At 59.0% G+C, this 15,191-nt stretch carries 7 protein-coding genes; 5 read left to right on the top strand and 2 right to left on the bottom strand.

The window, feature by feature from the left end; genetic code table 11:
• Nucleotides 1-45 precede the first annotated feature (45 nt).
• Entirely contained in the window at nucleotides 46-462 is a 417-nt protein-coding gene (locus APT89_RS10985; RefSeq protein WP_082632949.1) for a LysR substrate-binding domain-containing protein, read from the bottom strand.
• Nucleotides 463-587: 125 nt separating this feature from the next.
• Between APT89_RS10985 and APT89_RS10980 the strand changes: the two genes are divergently transcribed.
• Nucleotides 588-896, top strand: coding sequence for a helix-turn-helix domain-containing protein (locus APT89_RS10980; RefSeq protein WP_239689085.1), 309 nt, complete (start codon nucleotides 588-590; stop codon nucleotides 894-896).
• 101 nt (nucleotides 897-997) lie between these two features.
• Nucleotides 998-1,744, top strand: coding sequence for an SDR family oxidoreductase (locus tag APT89_RS10975; protein WP_023616219.1), 747 nt, complete (start codon nucleotides 998-1,000; stop codon nucleotides 1,742-1,744).
• Between the two features lie 52 nt (nucleotides 1,745-1,796).
• Here the strand turns inward: APT89_RS10975 and APT89_RS10970 are convergent, their stop codons facing one another.
• The gene (locus tag APT89_RS10970; RefSeq protein ID WP_028014143.1) at nucleotides 1,797-2,519 is read right to left on the bottom strand and encodes an SDR family oxidoreductase; all 723 of its coding nucleotides are present in this window, start codon (nucleotides 2,517-2,519) and stop codon (nucleotides 1,797-1,799) included.
• A 98-nt stretch (nucleotides 2,520-2,617) separates the two neighbouring features.
• On the opposite strand from APT89_RS10970, the gene APT89_RS10965 reads away from it, so the two are divergent.
• The 3 genes from APT89_RS10965 to APT89_RS10955 all read left to right on the top strand — a co-directional run bounded on the left by APT89_RS10965 (nucleotide 2,618) and on the right by APT89_RS10955 (nucleotide 15,172).
• Complete coding sequence (locus APT89_RS10965; RefSeq protein ID WP_060572333.1) at nucleotides 2,618-3,535, top strand: LysR family transcriptional regulator; 918 nt, start codon at nucleotides 2,618-2,620, stop codon at nucleotides 3,533-3,535.
• Between the two features lie 401 nt (nucleotides 3,536-3,936).
• Nucleotides 3,937-4,293, top strand: coding sequence for a hypothetical protein (locus tag APT89_RS10960; RefSeq protein ID WP_014884928.1), 357 nt, complete (start codon nucleotides 3,937-3,939; stop codon nucleotides 4,291-4,293).
• Nucleotides 4,294-5,059: 766 nt separating this feature from the next.
• A complete protein-coding gene (locus tag APT89_RS10955) occupies nucleotides 5,060-15,172 on the top strand; it encodes a BapA/Bap/LapF family large adhesin (protein ID WP_060572331.1) in 10,113 nt (3,370 codons plus the stop codon).
• Nucleotides 15,173-15,191 lie beyond the last annotated feature (19 nt).

The raw sequence follows: 15,191 nt of genomic DNA, 5'->3' as shown, positions 1-15,191 counted from the left end.
CCGACGACCATTTTTTAGCAAGCGTAGTCTGGATTCGCAGACCAGTCAGATCTGTTGTAAACCCGCTGCGCTAACCTGCATTTTGAGCTTATTAATGAACCAGCGGCCAGCCGGGCCCGGAGGATGCTCTTCTAAATGCACGGCCTGCATGGCAAAACCCGGTCCGACGTCAGGCTGCATCTGCAAATTCAACGTGACCAATTTACCCGTCGCAAGATCCTCCTCGACCACTGGCAGCGGCATATAACCCCAACCAAGCCCGGCACGCAGGAAAGCGTGCTTCGCGCCCATATCGGCCAAATGCCAGGTTTTTGACGACATCACGCCAAAGCTCCGGCCCACGGTAAGCGACGAACGATCGGCCAGCACCAGCTGAACGTGTTCCGCTAAAAGCGAACGAAGGATCGGCCCTGCCAGGTTAGCCAGCAGATGTTCAGGAGCTCTATCTGCAAACTCCCCCAAGCGGCCCCTTTATCCAGGGGATTGCCCAAGCGCTGACGGTACACCTGGTTCGCACCTACGGCACGCATACGAAACGACACTGGGGAGGTCTGCAGGCATTTAAACTGCACCGGGTCTTTACGGCAATGCGAGAAGGGTTGGCCCAGCCGTTTGACCTGGCACGGCTGGCTAAGCTGACCGATCTCAGCGAATACCATTTTAGCCGCGCCTTCAAACAGTCGACCGGGCTTTCGCCCTCCCACTATTTTATCCGGCTACGCATGGAGGAAGCGCGCCGCATGCTGTCGGAAACCAGTGATTCCATTATTAATATTGCCCTGAACGTGGGATACACCAGCCCCAGCCATTTTGCTGCCGTCTTCCTCAGGCATAACGGCGTGACGCCCTCGCACTATCGCAGCGATATCGTTCGCAGCAAAAGTCCGACAGTTTGAGCAAAAGCCCGCGCGAAGCCACCGCCTGAAACAGCCATTATTGACCCGTACTTCAGACGTTCTTTCTGAAGCGTTGAAATTAACTCTTACGAGGATCAGTTATGGAACTTAAAGATAAAGTCGCTCTCATCACCGGTGCTTCAAGCGGGATTGGTGCCGTCACGGCAAAAAAATTAGCGAAACAGGGCGTCAGGGTCGGTCTCGCCGCCCGCCGCCTGGATCGCCTGCAGGCGCTGGTCTCTGAAATTGAGGCTGCTGGCGGTGAAGCCATTGCGCTGGTGATGGACGTCACTGACCCGGCCTCGGTTAATGAAGGGGTCGCGACACTGCACAAACGCTATGGCCACATTGATATCGCCTTCAATAACGCCGGGCTGATGCCGATCTCTGATATTGCCAGCCTCAAAGTCGATGAATGGCACCAAATGGTAGACGTGAACGTAAAAGGCCTCTTTAACACCGTAGCGGCCGTACTACCGATTATGCAGTCGCAGCGGTCTGGTCACATCATCAATACTTCGTCGATCGCTGGGCGCAAAACGTTCCCCGGTCTTGGGGTGTACTGTGCAACGAAGCACGCCGTTGCCGCCTTCTCGGATATTTTGCGTATGGAAGTGGCGCCGCAGTTCAACATTCGCGTCACCTCACTCCAGCCGGGTGCCGTAGAAAGTGAATTATTCGAGCATATCAGTGACGAAAATTATCGTGCGCAGATGGAACAGCTGAAGGAGAAGATGACGTTCCTGAAAGCCGATGATATCGCCGACTCGATTGTTTACGTGCTGCAGGCACCGGAACATGTGGACGTGGCAGAGCTGTTTATTATGCCGACCGAGCAGCCGTGGTAAGAAAGTGAAGCGGGTCAGGCAACGGCCTGACCCGCTAATTTTCATCCGCAAGTTAGTTCGCAGATGCCGTCGGTCTGATCGTAATTTCTGTTGTATCGACACTCTCAGGCGCCTCGATGATGTGGCGTACAGCGCGGGCGATATCAGCAGGTTTGAGGGCAATAGCACGGTACGCGTCCATCGCCGCCATGGTTTCCGGGTGCGTAATGGTCGAGGCCAGTTCGCTTTCCACTACCCCAGGGTTAACGCAGGTCACGCGGATGTTCGAACTTTCCTGACGTAAACCATCCGAAATCGCCCGTACGGCGAATTTGGTGGCACAGTAGACGGCAGCCGTGGGCACCACGGACAAGGCACCAATCGAGCCGATATTAATGATTTGTCCCGAGCCCTGGGCTTCCATAATCGGCAGAACGGCGCCTATCCCCCACAGCACGCCCTTGATATTCACGTCAATGGTGCGCTCCCACTCATCCTGCTTGCCTGCCGAAAGCGGAGAAAGAGGCATGATGCCCGCGTTGTTAATCAGCACGTCAATGCGGCCCCACTTTTCACGCGCTGCCTGTACGAAGTCAGCCATCGACTGGCGGCGGGTAACGTCTAAGACTGCGGCCTCTGCTTCCCCCCCTGCACTGCGGATTTCAGCAGCCAGGGCGTTGATGCGATCCAGCCTGCGAGCGCCCAGGAAAACGTTCGCGCCTGCCTTGCCTAACTCTCTGGCAATACCTTCTCCGATACCGCTTGATGCACCGGTAATTAAGATAACTTTGTTCATATTTTGCTCCTTACGTTGAGTTCAACGTGATAATAGATACTCACCATTGTTTCTTGTATCCTGCATTTACTGGACTCACTGGTTAGCAATGTTAAACAATGAAAATCGATCTCAATCTGTTACCTGTTTTTCTGGCGGTCGCAGAGGAGCGCAGCTTTAGCGCTGCCGCCGCGCGGCTGGGCATAACCCGCTCCGCTGTCAGCCAGGGGATTAGGCGTCTTGAAGATGGTTTTCAAACCCTGCTGGTGATGCGCACCACGCGCTCGGTAAGCCTCACTGAAGCAGGGGAACGGCTGCGTAAATCGTTGCAGGCCCCCATCGCCAATATTGAAGCGGCATTTGAAGACGTCGCGTCGGACAGCGCACCGCGCGGCCAGCTCAGAATCGCGGTCACCTCAATCGCGGAAGCCTTTCTCTCTGGCCCGCTGCTCGCTTCATTTGCGGCTGCGCATCCTGCGGTATCGCTTGATATCTTCGTGTCGGACGAGGAGTTCGATATCGTGGCGGCGGGCTATGACGCCGGGGTAAGGCTGGGTGAAGTTATTGAAAAAGACATGATCGCCGTTCCCCTTACGGGTCAGCAGTGTGAGAGGGTGGTGGCTTCACCATCCTATCTGGCGACTCACGGCGTACCTGAGCACCCCCGCGAGCTGGTGGTTCACCGGTGTATCGGCTGGCGCCCAGCCCCGGACGTTGCCCCCTATCGCTGGGAATTTGAGGAGGCGGGAGTTCCTTTCGATGTGGCGATTGAACCGCAGATCACCACAAACGATCTCCGCCTTATGCTCAGCCTGGCACTGGCCGGCGGCGGCATAACCTTAGCCACGGAGGATACATTCACTCCGTATATTGAAACGGGGCAGCTTGTTGCCCTGCTGGATGCGTTTCTTCCGTCTTTTCCAGGCTTTTATCTCTATTTCCCCCAGCGTCACAATATGGCGCCCAAGCTAAGAGCCCTGATCGAGCACGTCCGCCAGTGGCGACAGCCAGCAGCAACGCAAAGCGTTCAACGCTAACAAGGCCAGTAACTTTCATGCAGATTTTCCTTACCCTGCCGCTGCCCTTTGATAAACATCAACGACACCGCTCTCCTCCCATGGAAAAGTAAAAACGGACACAATTCACTCAGGGGATATGTCGTGCCGGGGATGGCTTAACGATGTATCCCGTACGCTGGACAAGACATCACACAAGGATGGAGCCTTAAAATGTACAGACCCATGGTCGTTATTTTCTTTATTCTGCTGACCCTTGCAGCCCTCATAGAAATAGGTTTTTTATCCTTCGGGTGATCCTCAAGCAAGGAGGCGCTTACCTGGGTACTTTGATCTCATTACAGTTTTTTCCTAAAGCCACCCCGCTTCGTCTGTGCCATGCTGAATCACGCTCATAACCGATAACGTTAAATGAGGATATTATGAAAAAAACAATTATCGCATTATCTGCCGTTCTGCTGGCTTCCCCAGTATTTGCTGCGACCACACATGCAACTGACGATACCGTCGCTGCGGCGAACGCAAACGCCAACGAAGCGAAGCAAAAACTGCACGAAGAGCAGAACAAGGGCGAAGAGCTGAAGCTGAAACAGCAGCATGCTGCGGAAGGTAAGAGCGAAAGCCTTGGCAGCAAAGTCAGCGAAGATTCCCAGAAAGCCTGGCATAAAACCAAAGAAGGCACCGAGAAGGGGTGGGATGCCACTAAAGAAGGCGCAGAGAAAGGCTGGAACAAAACCAAAGAAGGTGCCAGCGAGCTGGAAAAGAAAGTCACTGAGTAATCGACACACTCATCTCAGGGCCGCGTTAGCGGCCTTTTTAATGCTTCGAACAGAGGGTATTAATGCAAACGTCCGGCTGCCCATCCCCGTGGTCATATTTTTTCGACCTTAGTATCAGGCTAATAGATGAACCGCATTGAAAATAAAGCAGGTTATTATATTTTCGCTCGCAGTAGCAGAATTCCCACACCATATAAGAATATATTTTAAATTCTAATTAATATAATATATCCTACATCAAAAATGTTACCCTAACTTAAACACAAATTAAGCAGATTTAAATAATAACATTTTTAATTACATTCAAAAACGTCACTACCAATTATTGAATTACACCTAAAGCACAAATAAAACACGCAAACTAAAAATAAAAAAAACCAATAAAAACAATCAGATAAGAAAATAAACACATAATCCATATCAATAAATTAATGCCCTCTTTACGACTTACCCCTTTATTTACGAAAGCTTAATTTGCACATTCACCGTTTTCTGGCTATATCATTTTTATATCCTCAAAACCAAATCCTCTATTAATTACAGGGTTTTATAAGGCACAAAATACGCATAGCAAACATTCTGACTCGTAAGTAATTACATTCGCTCTGATGTTGCCACTCTGAGTCCTGGCGGGCATCGTTCGCTCTAAAAAAGACGGTGAGTGCTGTTTAATAAACAGTAACTCCGCCGGGGGCGCCCTTTACCTTCTCCAGAGATGGCTCGTCTTGCTCGTCGTTCACGATAACTCTGCTGGAGTAATACCTAAATGAGCCAAATCTCTGTTATATCAAAACTCACTGGCGTGGAAACGACTACGGAAGGCACACAGGTTACGCTGAGCCATTCCTCTATCGTTGAGCTTCATGTAGAGCGAGCCGATGTCTCCCACTTCGCGCGAAGTGGTAACGATCTGGTGGTGACACTGCACTCAGGGGAAGTGATCACCCTTAAAAACTTCTATGTCACCGACGCGCAGGGCGTGAGCCAGCTGGTGCTCCAGGAGAGTGACGGTGCGTTATGGTGGATTGAAGATCCCACCGGAGCCGCCACGTACGAATCCATCGCGTCCACGGACGCCTTGCTGGCCGCATCCGGGAGTGATGCAGGTGGTGCCGCCATCTGGCCGTGGGCGCTGGGCGGCATTGTCGCGGCTGGCGCCATCGCGGCGGTGGCAAGCTCCAGTGGCGGCGGCGGCGGCGGGGATGACGATGCTGGGAATAACAACAATCCTAACCCTAACCCCGGTACGCCAGTCGATCCCACCAACCCGGATACAACACCGCCGAATGCACCCTCCAGCCTTCAGTTCTCGTCGGACGGTAAAAGCGTCACCGGTACCGCCGAGCCCGGCAGTACCATCACGCTGAAAGATGCGTACGGCAACGTCCTTGGCACCGGAAAAACCGGCAGTGACGGCAACTTTACCGTGTCTCTCGGCACTCCGCTGACCAACGGCGAACAGGTGACCGCCACCGCGACGGATGCGGCCGGGAATACCAGCCAGGGCACAACGATTACGGCGCCGGATCTCACCGCACCCGATGCCCCAACGATCGGCAGCGTGACGGACGATATTGATCCTCAAACGGGGTCGGTCACAAACGGCGGCAGCACCAACGATCCACGTCCGCAGCTCAGCGGCACTGCGGAGGCGGGCTCCACCGTAACCATCTATGACGGCGGAGTCGCCATTGGCACGGCGCTCGTCGCCAGCAACGGCACCTGGACATTTACCCCGTCAACCGATCTGACTGAAAGCACCCACCAGATTACCGTGCGGGCAACCGACGCCGCCGGCAACCTCGGACCGGCCTCACCGGTATTTACCCTCACCGTGGATCTTACCCCGCCGACCGCGCCGACCGCGATTGTGCTGACCGACGACACGGGTGCGATCAGAGGGACCATAACCGCAGGCACGCCTACCGATGCGTCAAAGCCGATCCTGGCAGGAACGGGCGAGCCCGGTGGCACAATCACTATCTACGATAACGGCATTGCGGTTGGAACCACAACGGTGCTGCCGAACGGCACCTGGAGCGTCACGCCAGACGGCCCGCTCCCGGACGGGACGCACACGATAACCGTCGTTGAAACCGATGCAGCCGGAAACCAGAGCGCGCCATCAGAGCCTATCACTTTCACCGTCGACACCACGCCGCCGCTGGCCCCCGGCGACCTCGTCGTATCGAATGATGGCGGCACCATCACCGGCACCGCGGAGCCTGGCAGCACGGTAACCATCCGTGAAGGCGACGCTATCCTTGGCACCCCGGTGGCCGACAGCGAGGGCAACTTTAGCCTGACGCTGACCCCGCCTAAGCTCAACGGCGAAATCCTGACCGCAGACGCCACCGACGCTGCGGGCAACACGGGGCCAGCAACCTCCGCAGCAGCGCCGGATATCACCCCACCGCAGGCCCCGGTTATCGTGTCGGTGATTGACGACGTGCTGAACACAACCGGTCCCGTGGACCAGAATGGGCTGACCAACGACCGGGCGCCGACCCTGAACGGCACGGGCGAACCCGGTTCGACCATCACGATTTTCAACGGCAGTGATATCATCGGCACGGTGGCCGTCCCCTCATCCGGCCTGTGGAGCTTTACGCCGCCCTCTCCGCTGGCTGATGGTACGTACGTGCTGACGGCAACGGCAACGGATGCCGCCGGTAACCCGAGCGGACAATCGAACGCGTGGACCATTATCGTCGACGGGACAGCACCGGCCGCCCCGGTGATTACGCAGGTCGTTGACGATGTGCCCGGACGAACCGGCTCGCTCGACCTCAATGAGACCACCAATGATTCAACCCCGACGCTCAGCGGTACCGCCGCGGCCAACGCCACGGTCACCATCCGCGTGGATGGGGTTGATATTGGAACCACCGTCGCCGATGGCCTCGGCGCGTGGAGCTTTACTCCGGACACCCCGATCGCTGAGGGTCAACATACCCTGACCGCCGTCGCAACTGACGCGGCGGGCAACATTAGCGACGTTTCCAACAGCTGGGGCATCATCATTGACAGCGTTGCCCCGGATGCGCCGGTCATTACCCAGGTGGTGGATGACGTGCCAGAGCGCCTCGGCGCGCTCAACTCTGGCGACAGCACCAATGACACCACGCCGACCCTGAGCGGCACCGCGGAGCCGGGCTCAACCGTCACCATCCGCCAGGACGGCGTCGATCTCACGACAATTGTGATCGACAGCAGCGGCACGTGGACCTATACCCCAACCACACCGCTTGTTAACGGCACCTATACCTTTACCGCCGTCACCACCGATGGAGCGGGTAATACCAGCCAGCCGTCAGGCGGCTTTACCCTGACCGTCGATACCACGCCGCCAGCGGCGGCCACCATCGCCACCGTAACCGATGACGTGGGCGGCGTTAACGGGCCGCTTACCAGCGGCGACATCACCGACGACACCACGCCGACCCTGAGCGGCACCGCGCCGGCAGATGCGGTGATTACCGTTTATGACGGTACCACCCTGCTCGGCACCGCGACCCTCGACGGCAGCGGCGGCTGGAGCTTTACCCCCGTTATCCCGCTCACCGACGGCCTGCATACGCTGACGGTGCATGCCACAGATGCCGCGGGCAATACCACCATCTCAACGCCGTTTGAACTGACGGTAGATACCGTTCCGCCAGCCACGCCGGAGATCCCGGCAATCACCGTCAATCCTGACGGCACAGAAACGCCGCTGAACCCGGGAGAAACCACCCGCGACACCACACCGACCCTGAGCGGCACCGGCAATCCGGGCGATACCGTGACCATCTACAACGGTGGCGTCAAGCTTGATGATGTTCTCGTGGACGGCACCGGCAACTGGACCTGGACGCCAGCTACCCCGCTGCCTAACGGCACCTATGACATTACCCTGACCGTCACCAATATGGACGGCACGGGCAACGAAAGCGCCCCGTCCCAGCCGGTCACCATCACCATTGATACCGATGCGCCAACAACACCAGCAGCACCGGTGATTACCGACAGCGTCAGCCAGATAACCGGCCCCGTTCCCGATGGCGGAACCACCAACGATCCGCGCCCGGTCCTGAGCGGCACCGGTACGGCGAATGACGTTATCAACATCACTGATACCGTTAACGGCACACCGACCATCGTGGGCACCGTGACGGTAGACAGCAACGGCAACTGGAGCTGGCGTCCTGACAGTAATATTGGGGAAGGCAGCCACGTCTATACCACCACCGCCACCGATGAGGCGGGCAACGTCTCTGACCCGTCGCCAGCGATTACGATTACCGTGGATACCGTAGCACCGGATGTCCCGGTATTTGACGCCGTCGGGGGCCAGCCGAATGGGGGCTTAATCACCGATGCGACGCCAACCGTCGGAGGTACCGGCACGACTGGCGACACGGTCATCGTTTACAACAACGGCGTTGAGGTAGGACGTGTCGATGTCGTTAACGGAGAATGGAGCTTTGTCCTGCCACCACAGCAGGACGGCCTGCTGAACATCACCGTTGCGGGAGTCGATGCCGCGGGTAACGTCAGCGCGCCGAGCCCGGTCGTTTCCGTCACGCTCGATACCCTTGCGCCGGAAATCCCCGTCATTAGCGCCGTTGCTGACAGCCAGCTGTCCAACAACCAGCTGTATACTAAGGACGGCACGCCAACCCTTACCGGGACCGGTGAGCCGGGAACTACCGTGATCGTTTCCGTAGACGGCACGCCATCTGCCGTGACGGTAACAGTGCAGCCGGATGGCACCTGGAGCTGGACTGCCGACGCGACGCTGCCGGATGCTACATATACCTTCACCGTCTCTTCCAGCGATCCGGCGGGTAACCTCTCTGGCAGTTCAGCACCGCTGAGCGTGACGGTCGATACCGTCGCCCCGGCCGATCCGGGCAACATGCTCCTGGCTGATGAAGGGACACCGCTGACCGGTACCGGCGAAGAGGGAAGCACCATTACCGTGAAAGACAGCGGTGGCACGGTCATTGGTACCGGCGTTGTCGGCAGCGACGGCAGCTTCTCCATTGCGCTGAGCCCGGCGCAGCTGGATCCAACCACGCTGACCGTGACCGCCACGGACGCCGCAGGAAATGCCAGCGCTGACGTGCCTTTTATCGTCACCGACTCGCCGCTTGAGCTGCCGCAGGTACCCGTCATTACGGCTATTGTCGATGACGTGGACCCGGTCACCGGCGATGTGAAAGGCAAAACCACCAACGACACCACGCCAACGCTTACCGGTACGGCCGAAGCGGGCAGCGTGATTACTATCTATCAGGACGGTAGCACGACGCCATTAACAACGGTGACCGCCGACGGCAGCGGCAACTGGAGCTATACGCCGGCCGCGCTTGGCGAGGGGCTGCACACCTTTGAGGTGACCGCGACCCTCAACGGTGCCACCAGCGGCCGCTCTCCGGCGGCCAGCGTAACCGTCGATCTGACCGCGCCGGGCACGCCAACCATTGGCTCGGTCATTGATGACGTAGGTCCTGTCACCGGTCCGCTGACCAGCGGCCAGACCACCAACGACAGCCAGCCGACCCTCACCGGCACCGGCGCGGTGGGTGATACCATCTCCATCTACAACAACGGCGTGCTGCTGGACAGCGTGGTGGTTGGTAATACCGGCACCTGGAGCTACACCACGCCCGCCCTGCCAGAAGGCAGTAATGTTCTGACCATCCGCGAAACCGATCCGGCGGGAAATCAGAGCGGTCCTTCGGCGGACTTCACCATCGTGGTGGATTCCATTTCCACCACGCCGGTCATCACCAGCGTAACGGATAATGTGGGCAATACCGCCACCCCGGTAGCGAGCGGCAGCGAAACGAACGACGCCACGCCAACCCTTTCGGGGACAGCGGACGCAAACAGCATCGTGACCATTTTCGATGGCGCTACCCAGATTGCCGTGGTTACGGCTGATGACACCGGCGCGTGGAGCTTTACGCCAGAGACCGCTCTTGTCGAAGGGCCACACGCGTTTACGGTTCAGGCAACCGATCCGCAGGGTAACCTGAGCCTGGTCTCCGCCCCGTGGAGCGTGGTGGTTGACCTCACGGCGCCGACGGTTCCAACGCTGGATACGGTAAGTGATAACGTCCCTGGCGGCGTCACGGGCAACCTCACCAGCGGGCAGGCGACCAACGACAACACCCCAACGATTAGCGGCACCGGACAGGCAGGCAGCACCATCTACATCATGAATAACGGTACGCAGTTGGGTACGACGACCGTCGACGTAAACGGTAACTGGTCCTTCACCCCGACCACGCCGCTGGACGACGGCAGCTACTCCCTGCGCGCGTACGCAACGGATGCCGCGGGCAACGCCTCGGCGAACTCGTCGGTCTTCGCCTTCACCGTCGATACCGCAGGCCCCGGCGTGCCGGTGGTGACCAGCGTGATTGACGATGTCGCACCGATCACGGGGACGCTCACGTCGGGTAACAGCACTAACGACGCGCGTCCGACCTTCAACGGTACGGGCGACGTGGGTTCTACGGTGCACGTGATTGTTGATGGCAACGAAATTGGCACCGCCGTGGTCAATGCCCAGGGCAGCTGGACCTTCACGCCGGGTACCGATCTGATCGACGGACCGCATGCCATTACCTTCAACGCCACCGACGCGGCGGGCAACGTGGGTACTGCAACAGCACCGTTTAACCTGACGGTGGATACGGGCGTGCCGTCTGCGCCGGTCATTTCAGCGGCGGCAGATAACGTGGGCAGTATTCAAACCCCGCTCACTTCCGGGCAAAGCACCGACGACACCACGCCAACGCTGAGCGGCACCGCGACGGCCAACGCCACGGTCACTATCTATGAAAACGGGCAGCCTGTCGGCACCGCGCTGGCTGACGGTACCGGTGCATGGAGCTTTACGCCGTCCACGCCGCTGGCGGCTGGCAGCCACACCTGGACCGCCACGGTCACCGATGCCGCAGGGAACATCAGCCCCGCCTCGCCAGGCTTTACGCTGGTTGTCGATAGCACGGCACCCACCGCGCCGGTTATCAGCCAGGCGATTGACGATGTGGGGAGCATTACCGGGCCAATCACGTCCGGGCAGACGACTGACGACACCGTACCGCGGCTGGTCGGAACCAGCGAACCGTTTGCCACCGTGAATATCTATGAGGGAACCACGCTGGTCGGGACGGGCACCGCAGACGGCAGCGGCAGCTGGAGTATCTTACTCAATACCACGCTGACAGAGGGGGCGCACAGCTTCACCGCGCAGGCTACGGATGCCGCAGGCAACACCAGCGCGTCGTCCGCAAGCTTCAGTCTGACGATTGACACCGCGCCACCAGCGCTGCCGGTGCTCACCAGCATTCTGGATGACGTCGGCAATGCGGCAACGCCAGTCGCGAACGGAGGAATAACCAACGACGCGCAGCCAACCCTCAGCGGTACGGCGGAAGCGGGTTCTACGGTGAAAATCTTCGATAACGGCGTGCAGATCGGCAGCGTGATCGCCACCGGCGGGGCGTGGAGCTATACGCCTTCTCCGGCGCTGGGCAACGGCCCGCACACGTTGACCTTTACCGCCACCGATGCGACGGGCAATGCCAGCGCGCCAACCGCCGGGTACACGATTAACGTCGATACCCTTGCCCCGGCAGCGCCGGTCATCAGCTCGGTAATTGATGATGTCGGCAGCGTCATCGGACCGGTAACCGGCACCAACCCGACCAACGACACGCGTCCGGCGCTGAGCGGGACCGCCGAAGCGAATGCAACGGTACGGATCTACGATGGCATCACGCTGGTGGGCACCGTCACCGCCGACGGCAATGGCAACTGGACGCTGCCGGAAACCACCACGCTGACGCAGGGCACCCACAACTTCACCGCCACGGCCACCGATGCCGCAGGCAACACCAGCCCGGCATCGGCCGTGACGACGATTATCGTCGATCTGACCGCGCCAACGGCCCCAACCGGAACCTTCAACGCCGACGGTAGCGTATTAACCGGCAATGCTGAAGCAGGCAGTACCGTCACCATCCGTCTAACGGACGGCTCGACGGTCACGACCACAGCGGGCAGCAACGGCACGTACAGCTACACCTTCGTTAACAAACAGACTGAAGGCCAGACGCTGCAAATCACCGCCACCGACGCGGCGGGCAATATCTCGCAGCCCGGCTCGGCGCTCGCGCCAGTGGTGCCGCTCTCCGCCAGCAATAATGTCGAAGAGCTGGATCTCAGCACCACGGCCACCGTCACCAACAGCCAGTACAGCGACTACGGCTTCCTGCTGGTCGGTGCCGTGGGCAACGTCCTGACGCTGCTCGGTAATGACACCGCTCAGGTCAACTTCACCGTGGGCAGCGGCGGCAGCGCGGATATCGTCGTGAACGCCAACGCCACGGGGGCCGTACTCTCTCTGCTCAACACCCTTGAGCTGGTGGTACAGCGCTTTGACACCGTTAACAATACCTGGACTACCGTAGTCGATACCGGACAGCCGCAGTTTGCCGACCTGCTGACCCTGGGGGCAACAGGCGTTTCACTAAACCTGACCGGGCTGGCGGACGGCAACTACCGCGTGCTGAGCTATAACACCAACCTGCTGGCAACCGGCTCCTACACCAGCCTCGACGTGGCGGTGAAAGAGACCGGGCCGGGCACCGTTACGGGCGACACCAGCCTCGGCGGTAACGTGATCACCGACGTTGACCCAACCGCAGGCAGCGACAACGCTCCGGCAGGGGCAACGGTCACGGCCGTCACTAACGCCCAGGGTGTCACCACCAGCGTCACTGCCGACGGCACGGTGATCCAGGGTCAGTACGGTACGCTGACCATTAACCGCGACGGCAGTTACACCTACGATCTGACCAACACCAGTGCATCGGTGATTGGCCGGACGGAGAGCTTCAGCTACACCATCACGCATAACGGCGTCAGCGCGTCGGCGAATCTGGTGCTGTCGCTGGGCACCGGTACCGCCACCAGCGGTATTGTCGCGGTTGACGATACGAACTCGCTGACCTTCGATACCACCGTCAACGCGATTAACAACGGTACGTCGTCCCAGGGCGGCTTTACCCTGGTGGGAATCAATCTCGGCAACACGCTGGGGCTGAACCTGCTGGACGATATGACCAATCCCATCATCTATAACGTGGAGGAAGGCACTACCCGCACCATGACCATCCAGGCCTCCGTGGGCGGCGTGGCGCTGGCGTCGGTGTTTGATTTGTACGTTTACAAGTTCAACAACGCGACCCAGACCTTCGAGCAGATGCGCGTTGAACCAGGCTGGCTGCGCGCGCCGCTGCTGGGCGGCACCTCGCCTCAGCTGACGCTGCAGCTGCCGGCCGGTGAGTACCTATTCCTGCTGAATACGGCTGCGGGGATTACCGCCCTGACGGCCTACACGCTGGACGTGCTGCAGGATCATGTCTACAGCGTGGCGAGCGTCAGCGCGAGCACTACCGGGGACGTTCTGTCGGATGATATTGCGCCAGTCGGCACGCTGGTGACGGAAGTTAACGGCGTAGCGGTGAACAGCAGCGGTCTGACGAACATTACCGGCGAGTACGGTACGCTGAGCATCAACGCGGCCGGGGAGTACACCTACACCCTGAATAGCGGCGTCGGCGTTGACCACATCAGCACCCCGGATACCTTCGTCTACACCATTACCGCGCCGGACGGCACGAAAGACACGGCTTCGCTCAACATCACCCCAACCGCGCAGCCGATGAATGCGGTGAATGATGTCAGCACCGCGATGGACGTGACGTCGGTACACCACACCGCCGCATACTCGGATACAACCGTCGGGTCGGCGAGCTGGAACGCCGCGCTGCTCGCTTCAACCCAGGGCTCCGGCTCCGGCACCTTCGTGGTGGATGCCAATACCGCGCTGCACAACGTGGTGCTGTCGTTTAACGTCGCCTCGTTGCTGACGCTTACAGGGTTGACGGTTGACTGGACGCTGACCAACGGCGCCACCACCGTCAGAACCGGCTCGTTCAACGGCGGGCTGCTGCTGGGCGGCACGGCAACGGTCAACCTGACGGGTCTCGACCTGGAGGCGGGGACCTACACCCTGAGCTATACCGGCAGAATGGGGCCGCTGGGAGTAGGAAATATCACCATCACCCCAAGCGTCACCGGCACAAGCTACTCGCTGTCGCAGTTCGACGCCACGGGCACCCACACCGTTGACGGCAACATTTTCGACGGCACTGGTTCCGCAGGGACGATGGACCAGCTGCACTCGGTGGATACCCGCGTGAGCATTACCGGCTACGACGGCATTACCACTACGCTGGATCCCTACACCGGCAGCACGCAGTCGAGCATCACGGGTCACTACGGCACGCTGGCGATTGCCGCAGACGGCAGTTACACCTATACGCTCAACCCGGGGATATCGCTCTCTACCATTACCACGAAGGAGATCTTTAACTACACCCTGACCGATGCCAACGGCACCACGGACACCGCGTCGCTGACCATCAACATGGCGCCGAAATTTATCAGTTCGGAGCATAACGATGTGATTAGCGGTACGGCCTACGGCGACACGCTGATTTATCAGGTGCTGAACAGCACGGCGGGCAACGCGACGGGGGGCAACATCACCAGCGCCGGCGGCGACCACTGGACGAACTTCTCCCTGGCGCAGGGAGACAAGATCGACATTGGCGATCTGCTGGTGGGCTGGGACGGTAATACCGCCTCGCTGGGGAATTATATCCATGTCACACAAAGCGGTAGCAACACTGTGATCTCCATCGACCGTGACGGCGCAGGGAGCACCTACACTAATACTGCACTCGTTACGCTTGATAACGTGCAGACCACGTACGACGAGCTTGTGAACCAGCAACACATCATTACCTGATAGCACCTGCAGGACATGA

This window comes from Enterobacter sp. 50588862 (assembly GCF_001462935.1).
Taxonomy (GTDB): domain Bacteria; phylum Pseudomonadota; class Gammaproteobacteria; order Enterobacterales; family Enterobacteriaceae; genus Enterobacter; species Enterobacter bugandensis.
The sequence above is the reverse complement of the archived record's forward strand: the minus strand, read 5'-3'. Positions and strand labels throughout refer to the sequence as shown.